Source organism: Acetobacter papayae (genome assembly GCF_047721125.1).
GTDB lineage: Bacteria > Pseudomonadota > Alphaproteobacteria > Acetobacterales > Acetobacteraceae > Acetobacter > Acetobacter papayae.
The window spans coordinates 1-15,294 of sequence record NZ_JBDNWF010000017.1; the positions used below are offsets into that span (position 1 = coordinate 1).

Here is a 15,294-nt window from a genome sequence, read left to right on the forward strand (position 1 = left end):
GGGTGGGCTGACTGGTGGGGGATGTCATCCGTGGTGCTCTTTCTGCCAGCGCGTGGCCTGCCCGCTCAGGCAGGCAGACGACGCATGACCCAAACGGCCCCCAGGTCGTTCCCGGTCACGATTATGAAAAAGCGGCCGGGCTGTTACGCCCGTCCGGTCAGTTCCTGTGCGATCAGGAAGGCCAGTTCCAGCGACTGTTCGGCGTTCAGGCGCGGGTCGCAGAAGGTTTCATAACGATCAGCCAGATCATCTTCCGTCAGCTTATGGGCACCGCCCACGCATTCAGTCACGTTCTGGCCGGTCATTTCCAGATGTACGCCCCCAGCAGGGACGCCCTCGGCAGCGCAGACAGCAAAGAAGCCCTTGAGTTCACCCACGATGGCATCGAAGGAACGGGTTTTCATTTTCTGCTGGGTCGAGATCGTGTTGCCGTGCATCGGGTCGCTCAGCCATGTCACGCTACGGCCGGTTTCCTTAACCGCGCGCATGATCGGTGGCAGGAACTGCTCGATCTTGTCCGCACCCATGCGCGAGATCAGGGTAATGCGCCCGGCCTCGTTCGTGGGGTTGAGGATTTCCGTCAGACGGCGGATGTCATCCACGCTGGTGGTGGGGCCGACCTTGATGCCGATGGGGTTACGCACCCCGCGCAGGAATTCCACATGCGCGCCATCCGGCTGGCGCGTGCGGTCACCAATCCAGACAAAATGGGCCGAGCAGTCATACCATTCGCCCGAGGTCGAATCGATACGGGTCAGGGCCTGTTCGTACGGCAGCAGCAGCGCTTCATGCGAGGTGTAGAACTCGGTTTCATCCACCTGAGCCGAGCTTTCAGCATTGATGCCGCAGGCCTGCATGAAGGCCAGCGTTTCGCCAATGCGTTCGGCCATGGCGCGGTAACGCCCGGCCAGCGGCGAACGCTCGACAAAGCCCAGATTCCAGCGATGCACCTCATGCAGGTTGGCATAGCCACCGCGCGAGAAGGCACGCAGCAGGTTCTGGATGCCGGCAGACTGGAAGTAGCCGGTTTCCATGCGCACGGGGTCGGGAATACGCTCTTCAGGCGTGAAGGCAGGCCCGTTGATGATATCACCCCGGTAAGAAGGCAGGCTGACACCGTTGATGGTTTCCATATCAGCCGAACGCGGCTTGGCGAACTGCCCGGCCATACGCCCCATCTTGATAACCGGCACCTTGGCGCCGAAGGTCAGCACCACCGCCATCTGCAACAGCACGCGGAAAGTGTCGCGCACGATATCGGCCTTGAATTCGCTGAAGCTCTCGGCGCAGGGGCCGCCCTGCAGCACAAAGGCCTTGCCCTGTCCTGCCAGCGCAAGCTGCTGGCGCAGGCGGCGCACCTCTCCGGCAAAGACCAGCGGCGGGTAGGCGCTCAGGCGGTCTTCCACGGCGGCAAGGGCCGCCGCATCAGGATAGGTGGGAATCTGCCTGACAGGAAACGAACGCCAGCTTTCCGGCATCCATGGCGCAGACGTCGGGTTGGGCTGGGTGAGTGTTGCACTCATAACGAAAGTTCCCTGTCAATTCTGGTATTATGGTTGAGATGGTGAAGAAAGAGGCGAATGACAACCCGGCCTGACAGGCCTTGCGCATTCTCCAAGCGTGTCTTTATGTCCAAAACTCATGGATTAGGCAAATTCCGCCCCGGTCCGCACGGTTGGTAAGCGCTAAGGTAATTTGGAATCTTGGCGGGATGTGTCATAATGCCGTCACGGTATAAGGTGTCGTGACATGATGCGCGGTGCTGGGTTGGCCATCTTAATTATCAAGTCTTGCTGGGGATGCGCGATGGTACTGCTGCGTAAATCTGTTGTAAGCGCCCTGTGCGCCGCCGGTATCGGTATTGTGATGGCGGGAGGTGCCGCATGGGCTGACCCCGCACTGACGCCGGGTGATTCCATTTCCTTTGCCGAAGGCAATGCCGCCATGGATACGGGCAGCGGGCAGAGGACCAATACAGAAAAGAAAACCGTGCATGGGCACCGCAACCTGCCGCCCGGCTATCAGGATGCTCCGTCCATGGATTTCCAGCATGGTGATGACCCTGACCAGCTTGCCAAGGTGCAGCGTGATCCCGTAACCGGCGCTGATATTAGTAAATACGGTTCGGCCTATCAGGCTTCCAGCCCGTTCGGCACCGGGCAGGTGGGTGATTCCACAGGTAGCGGGTGGGTTATCCCCCGCTGAAAACAGGCCCGGCTTAGCCGGGCTTATTCCCTGCCTGTATATGAACGGGTCAGGAAAGCACGCCTTCCTCCACAATCTGCACGGCGCTTTGTCCATTTGTCAGGTCTGTAATGCGTGCGCAGATATCTTCGCGGCTGGTGGCAGGCAGGGTGAGCAGAAAGCGTGCCCCTTCGGCATCAAATATCGGGGTTTCTAGGCCAGCACCCCATTCGGGCAGGCGGGCCTGCATAAGGCCCACGAGTGAAAACGGGCAGTGGAATGTTAGCCGCACCCGTTCGATCAGCTCTTCCTTGGGCGCTGCTCGCAGGCATTCGGCGGCTGTGCCCGCATAGGCCCGCACCAGCCCGCCAGCGCCCAGTTTGATCCCGCCAAACCAGCGCGACACCACAATAGCCACACGGTCTATTTTCTGCGCTACGGCAACCTGAAGAATGGGCTTGCCTGCGGTCCCCGAGGGCTCTCCCGCATCATGGCAGCGACAGTGCGGCCCGATCTGCCATGCCCAGCAGTGGTGGGTTGCGTCCGGCCCGGCAGCGGCAATGTCTGCAATGAATGCCTCTGCCTGCTCCACACTGGCGACAGGCATCGCACTGGCAAGGAAGCGGCTTTTTTTAATGTCCCGTTCCAGTGAAAAAAAGCCGGTCAGCATCTGTGTCATGGCTGCACGATACAGGGGGAGATATGGCTCCGGCAAGCGGTCGGCTGTCTGGCGAGGCACAAGGAGTATAGCGCGGCGTTATTTTGAGCATTTTTTGTTGATGACGGGATGTGTCAGTCCGCGCAACTTGCACGAAAAGTCAAAAGGCTGAGGTTGGTCCGTGTTGCTTTGTGCCTGTCCGTGTGCCGGGGACGTGCTAGAAGGAAAGCAGGAACAGCGCAGCCTATACGCTGCTTAGGAAAAGAACTGGGCTGCGGCAGGGCTGACAACGGCTGGCCGTGGAAAAACAGGGGAGGGCGGGCTGATATGCTGCCGTTATTTCGTGGAAAATGGTCGCTTCTGGCCGGGTTCGGCGTTCTGGCGCTGTGTCTGGCGGGAGCCCCGGCCCATGCGGAAGACGATCCGGGCGACGATATTGATGGGCATAGCCGCCCGGATATGCACAAGCTGGCGGGCAAACCGCCCTTGCCGCGTGCGCACAAGGATTTCAGCAAATACAAGTTTACCCCGCCGGGCGATAAGGTTGTTGAACAGGCAGATGCCAACCGTCTGCTGTTCTGGACCCCGGATGGTCGGCCAGATGGGTATGCCCAGCGCAGGGGTAGTAGCGTTATCTATTACAATGCACAGGGGGTAGCCGTGCGCGTGCAACGCCTGAGTGCGGCAGAAATGCAGGACCAGTAAAAGAAACGCCCATGCCACCAAAAAGGGGCATGGGCGTTATATCTGGTATGTACCCGGCTTGAGGAAGCAGCCTTAACGGCTTTCCATCAGTTCCAGAATGGCGGCTGATGATTCCTCGATCGAGCGGCGGGTTACATCAATAACCGGCCAGTTATGGCGGCGGCACAGCCTGCGTGCCCAGTGCAGTTCTTCCTGCACTTTTTCCAGATCAATATAGGCGTAGTCCGCAGCGCTTTCCATCGGCCTGCGGTCTGGCATCATCTGTGTCAGACGGTTGCGCCGGATTTCAATGAGCCGTTCCGGGTCGATAGTCAGCCCGATTACCGGTTTGGTGGTTTCAAAAAGCGGGGTAGGCGGTTCTATTCCCATAACCAACGGCACGTTGGCGGCCTTTATGCCTCTATTAGCCAGATAGAAGCAGGTCGGGGTTTTGGATACGCGTGAGACGCCAACAAGAATCACATCGGCATCATTCAGCCCGCGTGTTTCCTGTCCATCATCATGGGCCAGCACATAATGCATGGCCTCAATCCGCTGGTAATAGCTGTCATCCATGATGTACTGGCCACCCGGATGGCGCGTGGCCTGCTGGCCGGTTTCATCGGCCAGAAAGTGCAGGGCACTATCCAGCACATCCAGCAGGCGCACCTGCAGGCTGATGCAGCCAGCTTCCATGTCAGCCTGCAGCGTGGGGTCTGTTAGCGAGGACATGACCGGGCCGCGATCCGCTGCAATATTGCGCAGCACGCGCCGGAGCTGGATCTGGGTGCGGATCAGGTTCCAGTGGCGGAGCTTGACCTCCGTATTGGGAAACTGGGCAATGCAGGCGCGTGCGACTGAATCCAGCGTCTGGCCCGTTGCCTCGGAGACAAGATGCAGGGTGAGTGTATTTTGCATGGCGTCTCATTAAAAATGGCCGCACCCAAGGGATGCGGCCATTTTTTTCTTCAGGCTTTGACAGCCTTGTTGTTTTGCTTGGCAAGCGCGGACTGGGCCGCCGCAAGCCGGGCGACAGGCACACGGAACGGAGAGCAGGAAACGTAATCCAGCCCGACTTCCTCAAAGAAGGAAATCGACAGCGGATCACCACCGTGTTCACCGCAGATGCCCAGCTTCAGGTCAGGCTTTGCGGCCCGGCCTTTTTCCACGCCCATGCGCACCAGAGCGCCTACGCCTTCACGATCAATGGAAACGAAGGGGTCCTGCGGCAGCAGGCCTTTTTCCACATATTCCGGCAGGAAGGAGCCAGCATCGTCACGCGACAGACCCAGAGTGGTCTGGGTCAGGTCGTTGGTGCCGAAGGAGAAGAAGTCGGCACTCTGCGCAATCTGGTCGGCCGTGATGGCAGCGCGCGGCAGTTCGATCATGGTGCCGATCTTGTAGGAGAGTGTTGCCTTGCGTTCGGACAGAACAGCAGCAATCACGCTCTCACAGGCTTTGCGCACCAGATCCAGTTCAGCCTTGGTACCAACCAGCGGGATCATGATTTCCGGAATGACGGCCTTGCCCGCGGAAGCGGAAATGTCGAGCGCGGCTTCAGCAATGGCGCGCACCTGCATGGCGTAGATTTCCGGGTAGCTGATGCCCAGACGGCACCCGCGATGACCCAGCATGGGGTTGGCTTCCGACAGGGCCGAGCGGCGAGCGCGCAGGCTTTCCACATCCTGCCCAAGGGCCTTGGCCACATCCTGCAGTTCGGCTTCGCCATGCGGCAGGAACTCGTGCAGCGGCGGATCGAGCAGGCGGATCGTTACCGGCAGCCCCGCCATGATGCGGAACAGTTCGCTGAAATCCCCACGCTGGAACGGCAGCAGTGCGTCAATGGCCTTGGCGCGTGCAGCTTCGTTGTCAGCCATGATCATCTGGCGGACATGACCAATGCGGTCAGGGCCAAAGAACATATGCTCGGTGCGGCACAGGCCAATACCTTCCGCGCCGAAGCGGCGGGCGGTTTCGGCATCTTCGGGGGTTTCGGCGTTGGCGCGCACGCCCAGACGGCGCACATCGTCAGCCCAGCCCATAAGCGTTGCGAAGTCGCCCGACAGGGTGGGCGGAATAGTGGGAACACGGCCCTTGTAAACAGCGCCCGAACCGCCATCCAGCGTCAGCCAGTCGCCAGCCTTGAGGGTGTGGCCGTCAACCATCATGGTCTGGGCTTCGTAGTTCACGGCAATGCTGCCAGCACCGGCCACGCACACACGGCCCATGCCACGCGCCACAACGGCGGCGTGGGAGGTCATGCCACCGCGCGTGGTCAGAACACCACGGGCAGCGTGCATGCCATGCACGTCTTCGGGGGAGGTTTCGATACGCACCAGAATGACATCTTCACCCTTGGCGGCGCGGTCTTCCACATCCTCGGCGGAGAAAGCGATCACGCCGGTCGCGGCACCGGGGCTCGCGGGCAGGCCGCGGGTCAGCAGTACGCGTTCGGCCTTGGGGTCAAGAACCGGGTGCAGAAGCTGGTCGAGAGAGGCAGGCGGCACGCGGGTAATGGCTTCTTCCTGCGTGATCAGGCCTTCCTTGGCCATATCGATGGCCACGCGCAGGGCGGCGGCGGCGGTGCGCTTGCCCGAGCGGGTCTGGAGCAGGTACAGTTTGTTGGCCTGCACCGTGAACTCGATGTCCTGCATGTCGCGGTAATGGCGTTCGAGCAGGTCACGAACCTTCAGCAGTTCCTGGTAGGCGCCGGGCAGGGCCTTTTCCATGGAAACCTGGCCTTCGCTCGAGCGACACTCGGCCATGGGCTGCGGCGTGCGGATACCGGCCACCACGTCTTCGCCCTGAGCGTTGATCAGGTATTCGCCGTAGAAAATGTTTTCGCCCGTGGAGGGGTCACGGGTAAAGCACACGCCGGTGGCGCAGTCATTGCCCATGTTGCCGAACACCATGGACTGGACGTTAACAGCTGTACCCCAGCTTGCCGGGATATCATGCAGCTTGCGGTAGGTGTTGGCGCGCGGGTTCATCCATGAACCAAACACTGCGCCAATGGCGCCCCAGAGCTGGTCTTTCGGGGTTTCAGGGAACGCGTTGCCGGTTTCCTTTTCCACGATCTGCTTGTAGCCCTTGACGACTTCCTTCCACTCATCGGCGGTCAGGTCGGTATCGTCTTCCTTGCTGACAGCGCGCTTGGTCTGTTCGAGCAGGTCTTCAAAGCGGTGGTGGGAAACGCCCAGAACCACGGAGCCGTACATCTGGATGAAGCGGCGGTAGCTGTCCCATGCGAAGCGGGCATCGCCAGAGGAGCGGACAAGGCCTTCAACCGTGGTGTCGTTCAGACCCAGGTTAAGAACGGTGTCCATCATGCCCGGCATGGAAACACGCGCACCCGAACGGACTGATACCAGCAGCGGGGATTCGGCATCGCCAAAGCGCAGGCCCATGACGCTTTCGATCTGGGCCATGGCGGCTTCAAGCTGCGATTCCAGCTCGCCGGGGTATTTGCGTCCGTTTTCGTAAAAGGCGGTGCAGACCTCAGTGGTAATGGTAAACCCAGGAGGCACGGGAAGACCGATATTGGCCATTTCCGCCAAGTTGGCACCCTTGCCGCCGAGAAGATTGCGCATTCCGGCGTTGCCTTCGCTCTGGCCGGCGCCGAAACTGTAGATCCACTTGGTCATTTTTACCGTTCGCTTCGTTGATGGAGTGTCATTGGGCCAGCCTGACGACCAGAAAGCAGATGAGAGAAAATTTAGGACGACAGGTCAGCCGCGCACAGATTTTTATTCTTGGTTCTCAACAGCGAAAAGTTATCCTTTCGCCTCGCCCTAGCATGCCGCACTTCCTGTTTGTGGGCAATCCCCGTTTTCCTTAAATTTCGGCAGATGACGTGCCTGTGCCTTGGCTGGCACAGAAAGCATTCCACTCGGTTTCATCCATGGTTTCTATACCCAGCTCAGCAGCCTTTCGGGCTTTGGAACCTGCTTTCTCGCCTGTAATGACAAGATCGGTCTTGCGCGAAACGGTGTCTGAAACCTTGGCACCCATTCTCTCGGCGGTGGCTTTGGCCTCTGGCCGCGTCATGGTCAGCAATGTGCCGGTAAACACGATGGTCTTGCCCGCCAGCGCGCCCCCACTGGTCTGCGGGCTTTCATCGGCAATGTTCAGAACGGCCTGCAGGGCGTTCAGGGTTTCCAGATTATGCGCCTCGGCCATGAAGGCCACCAGTTCATCGGCAATGGCACTGCCAATACCGGTGATCGAACCCAGTTCAAGACGTTCATCCGAGCCGATCAGGGCAGCGGCGCGCATCTGGGTGATCCAGTTCGTGCATGAACCATAATGGCGCGCCAGCAGGCGGGCATTGCTTTCGCCCACACGGCGGATACCCAGCGCGTAGATAAAACGTGAGAGCGTAATATGCTGGCGTTCCTCAATGGCGCGCAGCAGGTTCGCCACGGACTGTTCACCCCAGCCATCGCGGCGGGTCAGTTCAGTAGCATGGGTGTGCAGGTGGAAAATATCCACCGGCGTGCTGATAAGCCCCGCTTCGTGAAACTCGCGGATACTTCTTTCCCCTAGTCCTTCGATATCGAAAGCCTGACGGGAGACAAAATGGATCAACCGCTCCACCACTTGTGCGGGGCAGGTCAGCCCGCCGGTGCAGCGGCGGATGGCTTCCCCTTCCGGCCGAATGGCCAGAGCGCCACAGGCAGGGCAGTGATCGGGGAAAACAAAAGGAGCCTGTCGTTCAAAAGTTTGCGAGACGGGGGGCGCTACCCCGAGAATCTGTGGAATGACATCGCCCGCGCGCTGGATAAACACCGTATCGCCGACACGCACATCCTTGCGGGTGATTTCATCCTCGTTATGCAGGCTTGCGCGGGTGACAAGCACCCCACCGACATTGACGGGTTCCAGATGTGCAACCGGTGTGAGCGCACCAGTACGGCCAACCTGAATTTCAATATCGCGCAGGAGCGTGGTGGCTTGTTCGGCAGGGAATTTCCATGCTGTGGCCCAGCGCGGCGCGCGGCCCGCAAAGCCAAGGCGGGTCTGCAGGGTGGTGTCGTCTATCTTGTAAACCACGCCATCGATGTCATAGGCCAGCAAGGCCCGGTTCTGGCTGATCCGTTCAAAAACACTCTCGGCTTCAGCCGCGCCCTTGACCTGTTCCGAAAGCGGGTTGACCGGAAAGCCCCAGTTTTTCAGGCGTTGAAGATACGCCCAGTGGCTGGTGTCCAGCGGCTCGGAACTGTAGCCCAGCGCATAGGCGAACAGGGAGAGCGGGCGCGATGCCGTAACCGTGGGGTCAAGCTGGCGGAGCGAACCGGCAGCAGCGTTGCGTGGGTTTGCGAACAGTCTCTTGTTCGCGGCTTCCTGTGCCGTGTTCAGGCTCAGAAAATCTTCCTTGGAGAGAAAAACCTCGCCCCGGATTTCAATCAGCGCAGGATATGGCTCGGGCAAGCGGGCGGGAATATCGCGCAGGGTGCGCAGGTTGGCGGTAACGTCTTCCCCTTCCGCACCATCGCCCCGTGTGGTGCCGCGTGTGAATACGCCGTTTTCATAGGTCAGGCTGATGGATAGGCCATCGATCTTGGGCTCTGCAACAAACACAAGCTCCTGCGCGGCCTCGCCATCAAGCCCGAGAAACCGTGCGGCGCGGCTGACGAAAGCTTCGAATTCCGCCCTGTCGAACACGTTGTCCAGAGAGAGCATGGGCACAAGGTGCAGGTGTTTGCCAAAAGCACTGTCAGGGGCGGCACCTACGGCTTGTGCAGCGCTCTCTGCCGGCACGGCCTGCGGGTGTGCTGCGGCAACGCTCTCGTAACGGCGGCGCAGGGCATCGTACTGCGCATCGGTAATTTCGGGGGCGGCTTCGCGGTAATAGGCTTCGTTGTGGTGCGCAATCTGGGCAGCAAGCTGGGTCAGTTCCGCACGGGCGGTTTCGGTATCGAGTTCCGTCGGGTCTGTTTGGGCGGGTGTTTCTGTCATGTCTGTCCCAGCAGGCTTGCCGCGGCGGCGCGGGCTGCATCGGTTATGGTGTCGCCCGCGAGCATCCGCGCGATTTCTTCGGTGCGTTCTGTCGTGCTCAGCGGTGTTGCGTGTGTGACGGTTTGCCCGTTTTGTGTCTTTTTGCCAATCCGCAGATGGGCGTGCGCACTGGCGGCCACCTGTGGGCTATGCGTGACGGCCAACACCTGAACCTTGCCCGCAAGCCTGCGTAGGCGCTCACCAATGGCCGCCGCCGTAGCGCCGCCGACCCCGGCATCGATTTCATCAAAAATCAGGGTGCCGATACCCGATTGTCCCGCCAGCACCAGCTTGAGGGCAAGCATCAGCCGCGAAAGCTCCCCACCTGAGGCCACGCGCGCCAGCGGGCCCGCTGGCTGGCCGGGGTTGGCGGCAATCAGGAATGCAACCTGCTCCATGCCCTGTCGGCTCCATTGTTCCTGTGGCAGGGGCTGGATTTCCACCACAAAGCGCGCTTTTTCCAGCCGGAGAGGTTTCAACTCGCGGGAAACCGCCTGCTCCAGTGCGCGTGCGGCCCGCTCGCGTGCGGCTGTCAGGGCTGTTGCGTGGGTCTGGTAAGCGGCCTGTGCGGCGGCCACGGCTTCCCTGAGGGTATGTAGGTGCTGCACCCCGCTTTCCAGACCGGCCAGCCGGGCAGAGAGTGTGGCCAGAAGATCCGCCAGCGCATCGACCGCCACGCCATGTTTGCGCGCCATGGTGCGTAGGGAGAACAGGCGCTCTTCCGTTTCTTCCAGCATGCGGGGGTTTGCATCGGTTTCAGCCGAAAGCCGGGAGAGCAGGTTTTCGGCTTCAGCTAGAGCGTTCTCGGCATTTTCAAGTGCTGCGAGCGCCTCTGTCGCCAGCGCTTCCGACGCCTGCGCTTCTGCCAGTGCGCTGTCCTGTTCGGCAGAAGTGGGCTCGTTTGCCTGCCGGGCAGTGTTGTTGCCCGGTGCGGGCAGCAAACGGTGCAGGGCGCGCCCGGCTGCGCGCAGGGCTGTGGCGGGTGCTGCGGTACGGCGGTCGCGTGGGGTGAGTTCTGCCAGAGCCGCGGCTACGGCCTCATTCCGCCGTTCTGCCTGTTGCAGGCTGTGGCGCTGCCGGGCGAGGTTTTCTTCCTCATCCGGCTGGGGGGCCAGTGTTGTCAGCTCATCTACCGTATGGCGCAGCCATTCCTCTTCCCGCGCGGCTTCGTCCAGAGCGCGCTGGGCTGCGGCTAGTTCTGCCGCGCGTTCCTTCCACAGGGCAAAGGCGGCGGATACGCTATCGGTCAGGGCAGTGGGGATATTCGAGGCATCCAGCAAACCGCGATGGGTGGCGGGGTCTGCCAGACCCATCTGCTCATGCTGGCCCTGAATTTCTATCAGGCTGGTGGCAATGCCACGTAGCAACGCGAGTCCGACCGGCTGGTCGTTGACCCATGCGCGAGAACGTCCCTCGCGCGAAATAACCCGGCGTAGCACGATAGGGTCTGTTGTATCTGCGGGCATGCCCTGCTCACTCAGCAGGGTAAATACCGCATGGCCCGCAGGCGCTTCGAAACAGGCACTGACCCGGGCCTCCGCAGCCCCTGCGCGCACCAGCCCAGCATTCGCGCGCTCTCCCATAGCCAGACCAAGGCTGTCGAGTAGAATGGATTTACCCGCCCCGGTCTCGCCCGTAAGAGCGGTGAACCCGTCATGAAATGACAGATCCAGCGCTTCGATCAGAACCACGTCCCTGATGGAAAGACTTGTCAGCATCACATCACCCGGCGTTGGGTAGTCTTGTCTGCCATGGCAGCACGCCAGGGCGACATTGAGCATAGCCCAGCTACAGCCTGAAAGCCGTAGGGGTTAGGACTGTATGTTCTCTCTATGTTCTTGTTTCAAGGGAAAAATCAGAAAAGCCGGATTTTTTGTCGGCACAGCCCGATGAAGCAGGCCTGTGCCGACAGGGAGAACCAAACCCCTTAGGGGTGTGCCTGTGTCCCGGATTTTTTAGCCTGATCCGCTGCGGGCTGTTCCGTGACGGGCTCGGCCTTGACCGGTGCCACGGGGGCCGTGCGAATAGCCATGGGCTGTGCAGCAGCTTTCTGCCCGCTAGCCAGAGCAGGTGGTGGTGGCGCGTTGTTCTTGCCTACGCCAGTGCCCGGCTCTGCCTGATCGAGCTTGAGGCTCGATCCTGCGGGTTTGCCGGGCAGGGGCAGTTTACCATCAAGCAGCTTGTGGTGTTTGAGCTTGTCGTAAGCATAGGCGTACCACTCGCTGCCGGGGTAGTTATACCCCAGAACCACGGCGGATTTGCGGGCCTGCTCAACAAGGCCAAGGTCGAGATAAACTTCCACCATGCGTTCGAGGGCTTCGGCAACATGGTTGGTTGTCTGAAAGTCCTGCACAACGCGCTGATAGCGGTTGATGGCGGCTTCGTAACTCTTCTGCACCTGATAGTAGCGGCCCACCAGCATTTCCTTGCCTGCCAGATGGTCGCGGCACAAATCAATCTTGAGCTGGGCATCACGCGCATATTTGGACTGGGGAAACCGGGTCACGACTTCTTCAAGCGCGTCCATGGATTCGACCGTGCCTTGCTGATCGCGCCGCACATCGGCAATCTGCTCATAAAAGCACAGGGCGCGCAGGTAGTAGGCATAGGCGGCATCGGTGCTTGTGGGATGCAGGCTGATGAAGCGGTTAAGCTGCTGAACGGCTTCAGGGTATTTGTTCTGCAGATAATACGCATAGCCCTGCATAAGCTGTGCATTGGCGATATAGCCGGAATACGGGTAGTTCTGCTGCAGGGTTTCGAACTGGCTGGCTGCTACCGAAAAGCGGCGGGCCTGCAGGGCGTCTATTCCGTTATTATAGAGCGTTTCAGGTGAAGAAACCTTCGGGCTCGTCGGAACAGGTTTTGGGCTGTTGAGAAGCGCGCACCCGGCAAGGCTGCTCAGGAGTGAGGTTGCCAGCAGGCGCGGCAGGAAATGACGGGTCGTGAACGATTTTACAAATGTTTCAGACATACCGGCTCTTCACCTAAGGACGACACCTTATAGAGCATGTGTCCCGGCAAGCAAAGCGAGGATGGGCCTTTGTCAGGCCCCAACCACAAAATAACCGTTCAGGCGGCGGCGACGGCTGGTTGGCGCTCGGCTGTATCCCGCCAAGCTTGCGGGTCGGCAAAGAGGCGGCGCAGCAGCAGATTATTGAGCGTATGGCCGGGGCGGTGCCCGCGTACCCGTGCTCGCAACGCACCGTTGAGCATGGAAAGATCGCCCACGGCATCCATCATCTTGTGGCGGATGAATTCATCCGCGCAGCGTAGGCCAGCGGGGTTCAGGATACTGTCGCCATCAACCACAATCGCGTTGTCGAGCGAGCCGCCAAGAGCCAGCCCCATGCTGTGCAGGGCGTCGATTTCGGTCTTGAGGGTAAAGGTGCGGCTGCGGGACAACTCGTTGCGGAAGCTGGCGCGGCTCAGTTCCAGCGAGAGGGTCTGTCGCCCGATGGCTTGAGCCGGAAAATCGATACTCAGGGAAAGATCAAGAGCCGCCCCCAGCCCGGAAGTAGGGTTGGGGAGCAGTTCCATGAAGGATTCGCCCTGTTCGACCCGGATGGGGCGGATAACTTCCACAATCCGCCGTGTGGCGGTCTGGGCCTGCTTGCCCGCGCAGTCGATCAGAAAAACAAAATCCTGCGCCGAGCCATCAAAAGCCGGAATTTCGGGGCCATCGACCAGAATTAGGGCATTATCGATATCGCAGCCACGCAGGGCTGCCATCAGATGTTCGACTGTCGCAATGCGGTTGATAGGGTTTGCGGCCTCACCCACCGTGGTGCTCAGTCGTGTGTCTACCACCCAGTCGTAATGCGCGGGAATGGCGGTTGCCTGCGGCAGGTCGGTGCGCTGGAAGACAATGCCATGGCCGATTGGTGCGGGCAGGAGGCTAAGCCTGATTTTCTGGCCGCTATGCAGGCCAATGCCGATTGCTGAAATCGGCTGCCCGAGCGTGTGCTGGAAAGTCCGGCCTGTTCCGCGTCCGGTGTTATCCTGACGGCGCGCTGCGGGGGAACGCTTCGTTTCCGAAGGTTCGGCGGTCACTTCAGTGTTCCTCAGCAGGGTGTCCATCGCTGCGGGCATCCTCATAGCTTCAGGTGGCAGTTACGTCTACGATAACGCTTAAAGCCTGCCTGCGGCTGAGGCGAGTCACTGATTATTGCGTTGTGTTTCAGGCCTTTCGCGCCCTGCCATGAGGGAACGAAAGGCCTGAGCGCTTAGCGGCGCAGGAAAGCGGGGATTTCTAGTCCGGTTTCGGGCTCACCGGGGCGTGTGCCGTTTACCTGATCCGCAGGGTTGATTGTGGGGTGGCTCTGCACAGCGGGTTCCTGCCGGTCATCATGGGCCGGATTGCGGCGGAAGGCCCCCGTAACACGACCGAACAGGCTACGTGCGTTGGGGTCATGCGCAGGCTGCTCGACCGTGCGCGGTGGCTCGGTGAACAAGTTGGCGTGGCGCGATGCCGGGGGAGCCGCCTGCGGACGGGGGGCGCTTGCCTGCCCCGGCAGGCTGTTGGCGGCAGGAGCGCTGGCTGGGCCAGATGCCGGTGCGGCCTGAAAAGCCTGTGGCGCGGCTGTCTGTGCCGGTGTGTTGGCGGCGGGGGCGGCATAGGCCGCAGGCTGTGCAGGCTGAACCTGTGCGGGGGCAGCGGCCTGCGCGAAGGCCTGAGGTGCCTGCGCTGCAACGGCAGGCCCCGTGCCGGTGGCCTGCATCTCTGGTGCGGCATCGTTATTGACCGCGAGATGCGGCCGCTCAACCGTGGCATCAATACCAGTAGCCACAACCGAAACGCGCACGCGGCCGTTCATTTTGTCATCAATGACGGTGCCGAAAATCATGTTTGCATCTTCGGGCACTTCCTGACAGATGCGGTTAAACGCTTCTTCGGCTTCGAAGAAGGTCATGTCCTCGCCGCCGGTCACGTTCACCAGAAGGCCCTTGGCGCTGTCCATGCAGGTGTCTTCCAGCAGCGGGTTGGAAATCGCTTTTTCAGCGGCTTCCACAGCACGGTTTTCACCTTCGGCCTCGCCTGTGCCCATCATGGCTTTGCCCATTTCGGCCATGACACTTCGAATATCGGCAAAGTCCAGATTAACGTAGCCGCGCTCGACCATCAGGTCGGTCACGCCGCGCACGCCCATGTTCAGCACCTCATCAGCCAGTTTGTAAGCTTCACGCAGGGTGGTGCGCTCGTTGGCGATGCGGAAAAGATTCTGGTTGGGAATGACGATCAGCGTATCAACATACTGCTGGAGTTCCTTGATTCCCTCATCGGCCACGCGCGCACGGCGCTTGCCTTCGTAGGAAAAAGGCTTGCTAACCACGCCAATGGTCAGAATGTTCCGCTCACGCGCCATACGCGCAATGACAGGAGCTGCCCCTGTGCCGGTGCCACCACCCATGCCGGTGGTGATGAACACCATATGGGCACCGTCAAGATGGCGGGCGATTTCATCAGCTGCTTCTTCTGCTGCCGCACGGCCGACTTCCGGTTTGGCGCCAGCGCCCAGCCCGTGGGTAAGGTGCGGGCCAAGCTGGATGCGGTTTTCAGCCAGACTGCGGGTCAGGCTCTGTGCATCGGTATTGGCGACAACAAATTCCACCCCCTGCAGGCTGGATGCGATCATGTTGTCAACCGCGTTCGTCCCGCCGCCGCCGACACCGATAACCGTAATCTTCGGCGAGAAGTCAGAATGTGTCTGGGGCGGGACAGTCAGGTTGAGTGTCATGGGCATCTCCCGAGAGGCAACGGGTTGGTGGTT

General features: G+C 60.5%; 11 protein-coding genes. 2 read left to right on the top strand and 9 right to left on the bottom strand.

Annotation, left to right across the window (positions count from 1 at the left end):
* Positions 1 to 143 precede the first annotated feature (143 nt).
* Positions 144 to 1,523 carry a class II 3-deoxy-7-phosphoheptulonate synthase gene (locus tag ABF757_RS06935; RefSeq protein ID WP_025861269.1) on the bottom strand — a complete coding sequence of 460 codons (1,380 nt, stop codon included), beginning with the start codon at positions 1,521 to 1,523 and terminating at the stop codon, positions 144 to 146.
* Between the two features lie 283 nt (positions 1,524 to 1,806).
* Between ABF757_RS06935 and ABF757_RS06940 the strand changes: the two genes are divergently transcribed.
* Positions 1,807 to 2,205, top strand: coding sequence for a hypothetical protein (locus tag ABF757_RS06940; RefSeq protein ID WP_025861270.1), 399 nt, complete (start codon positions 1,807 to 1,809; stop codon positions 2,203 to 2,205).
* Positions 2,206 to 2,254: 49 nt separating this feature from the next.
* Here the strand turns inward: ABF757_RS06940 and ABF757_RS06945 are convergent, their stop codons facing one another.
* Complete coding sequence (locus ABF757_RS06945; protein ID WP_415481508.1) at positions 2,255 to 2,863, bottom strand: IMPACT family protein; 609 nt, start codon at positions 2,861 to 2,863, stop codon at positions 2,255 to 2,257.
* A gap of 306 nt (positions 2,864 to 3,169) precedes the next feature.
* Between ABF757_RS06945 and ABF757_RS06950 the strand changes: the two genes are divergently transcribed.
* Positions 3,170 to 3,547 carry a hypothetical protein gene (locus ABF757_RS06950; RefSeq protein ID WP_025861273.1) on the top strand — a complete coding sequence of 126 codons (378 nt, stop codon included), beginning with the start codon at positions 3,170 to 3,172 and terminating at the stop codon, positions 3,545 to 3,547.
* 72 nt (positions 3,548 to 3,619) lie between these two features.
* Here the strand turns inward: ABF757_RS06950 and ABF757_RS06955 are convergent, their stop codons facing one another.
* From ABF757_RS06955 to ftsZ, 7 genes are all read right to left on the bottom strand, one after another.
* Entirely contained in the window at positions 3,620 to 4,444 is an 825-nt protein-coding gene (locus ABF757_RS06955; protein ID WP_415481509.1) for a pyruvate, water dikinase regulatory protein, read from the bottom strand.
* 50 nt (positions 4,445 to 4,494) lie between these two features.
* On the bottom strand, positions 4,495 to 7,170 hold the full coding sequence (gene ppdK, locus ABF757_RS06960; protein WP_415481510.1) for a pyruvate, phosphate dikinase: 2,676 nt from the start codon (positions 7,168 to 7,170) through the stop codon (positions 4,495 to 4,497).
* A 190-nt stretch (positions 7,171 to 7,360) separates the two neighbouring features.
* The gene (gene ligA / locus ABF757_RS06965; protein ID WP_415481511.1) at positions 7,361 to 9,484 is read right to left on the bottom strand and encodes an NAD-dependent DNA ligase LigA; all 2,124 of its coding nucleotides are present in this window, start codon (positions 9,482 to 9,484) and stop codon (positions 7,361 to 7,363) included.
* Positions 9,481 to 11,241, bottom strand: coding sequence for a DNA repair protein RecN (locus ABF757_RS06970; RefSeq protein WP_415481541.1), 1,761 nt, complete (start codon positions 11,239 to 11,241; stop codon positions 9,481 to 9,483). The genes ligA and ABF757_RS06970 overlap by 4 nt, the downstream gene beginning before the upstream one ends.
* A 209-nt stretch (positions 11,242 to 11,450) precedes the next feature.
* Positions 11,451 to 12,497 carry an outer membrane protein assembly factor BamD gene (locus tag ABF757_RS06975; protein WP_415481512.1) on the bottom strand — a complete coding sequence of 349 codons (1,047 nt, stop codon included), beginning with the start codon at positions 12,495 to 12,497 and terminating at the stop codon, positions 11,451 to 11,453.
* A gap of 98 nt (positions 12,498 to 12,595) precedes the next feature.
* On the bottom strand, positions 12,596 to 13,603 hold the full coding sequence (lpxC, locus tag ABF757_RS06980; protein WP_415481513.1) for a UDP-3-O-acyl-N-acetylglucosamine deacetylase: 1,008 nt from the start codon (positions 13,601 to 13,603) through the stop codon (positions 12,596 to 12,598).
* 146 nt (positions 13,604 to 13,749) lie between these two features.
* Complete coding sequence (gene ftsZ / locus ABF757_RS06985; protein ID WP_415481514.1) at positions 13,750 to 15,261, bottom strand: cell division protein FtsZ; 1,512 nt, start codon at positions 15,259 to 15,261, stop codon at positions 13,750 to 13,752.
* Between the last annotated feature and the right edge of the window lie 33 nt (positions 15,262 to 15,294).

What these genes read in the sequence shown, in the direction of transcription:
- ABF757_RS06935 (WP_025861269.1), bottom strand. Translation starts at nt 1,523, where the DNA reads ATGAGTGCAACACTCACCCAGCCCAACCCGACGTCTGCGCCATGGATG.
- ABF757_RS06940 (WP_025861270.1), top strand. Translation starts at nt 1,807, where the DNA reads ATGGTACTGCTGCGTAAATCTGTTGTAAGCGCCCTGTGCGCCGCCGGT.
- ABF757_RS06945 (WP_415481508.1), bottom strand. Translation starts at nt 2,863, where the DNA reads ATGACACAGATGCTGACCGGCTTTTTTTCACTGGAACGGGACATTAAA.
- ABF757_RS06950 (WP_025861273.1), top strand. Translation starts at nt 3,170, where the DNA reads ATGCTGCCGTTATTTCGTGGAAAATGGTCGCTTCTGGCCGGGTTCGGC.
- ABF757_RS06955 (WP_415481509.1), bottom strand. Translation starts at nt 4,444, where the DNA reads ATGCAAAATACACTCACCCTGCATCTTGTCTCCGAGGCAACGGGCCAG.
- ppdK (WP_415481510.1), bottom strand. Translation starts at nt 7,170, where the DNA reads ATGACCAAGTGGATCTACAGTTTCGGCGCCGGCCAGAGCGAAGGCAAC.
- ligA (WP_415481511.1), bottom strand. Translation starts at nt 9,484, where the DNA reads ATGACAGAAACACCCGCCCAAACAGACCCGACGGAACTCGATACCGAA.
- ABF757_RS06970 (WP_415481541.1), bottom strand. Translation starts at nt 11,241, where the DNA reads ATGCTGACAAGTCTTTCCATCAGGGACGTGGTTCTGATCGAAGCGCTG.
- ABF757_RS06975 (WP_415481512.1), bottom strand. Translation starts at nt 12,497, where the DNA reads ATGTCTGAAACATTTGTAAAATCGTTCACGACCCGTCATTTCCTGCCG.
- lpxC (WP_415481513.1), bottom strand. Translation starts at nt 13,603, where the DNA reads ATGGACACCCTGCTGAGGAACACTGAAGTGACCGCCGAACCTTCGGAA.
- ftsZ (WP_415481514.1), bottom strand. Translation starts at nt 15,261, where the DNA reads ATGACACTCAACCTGACTGTCCCGCCCCAGACACATTCTGACTTCTCG.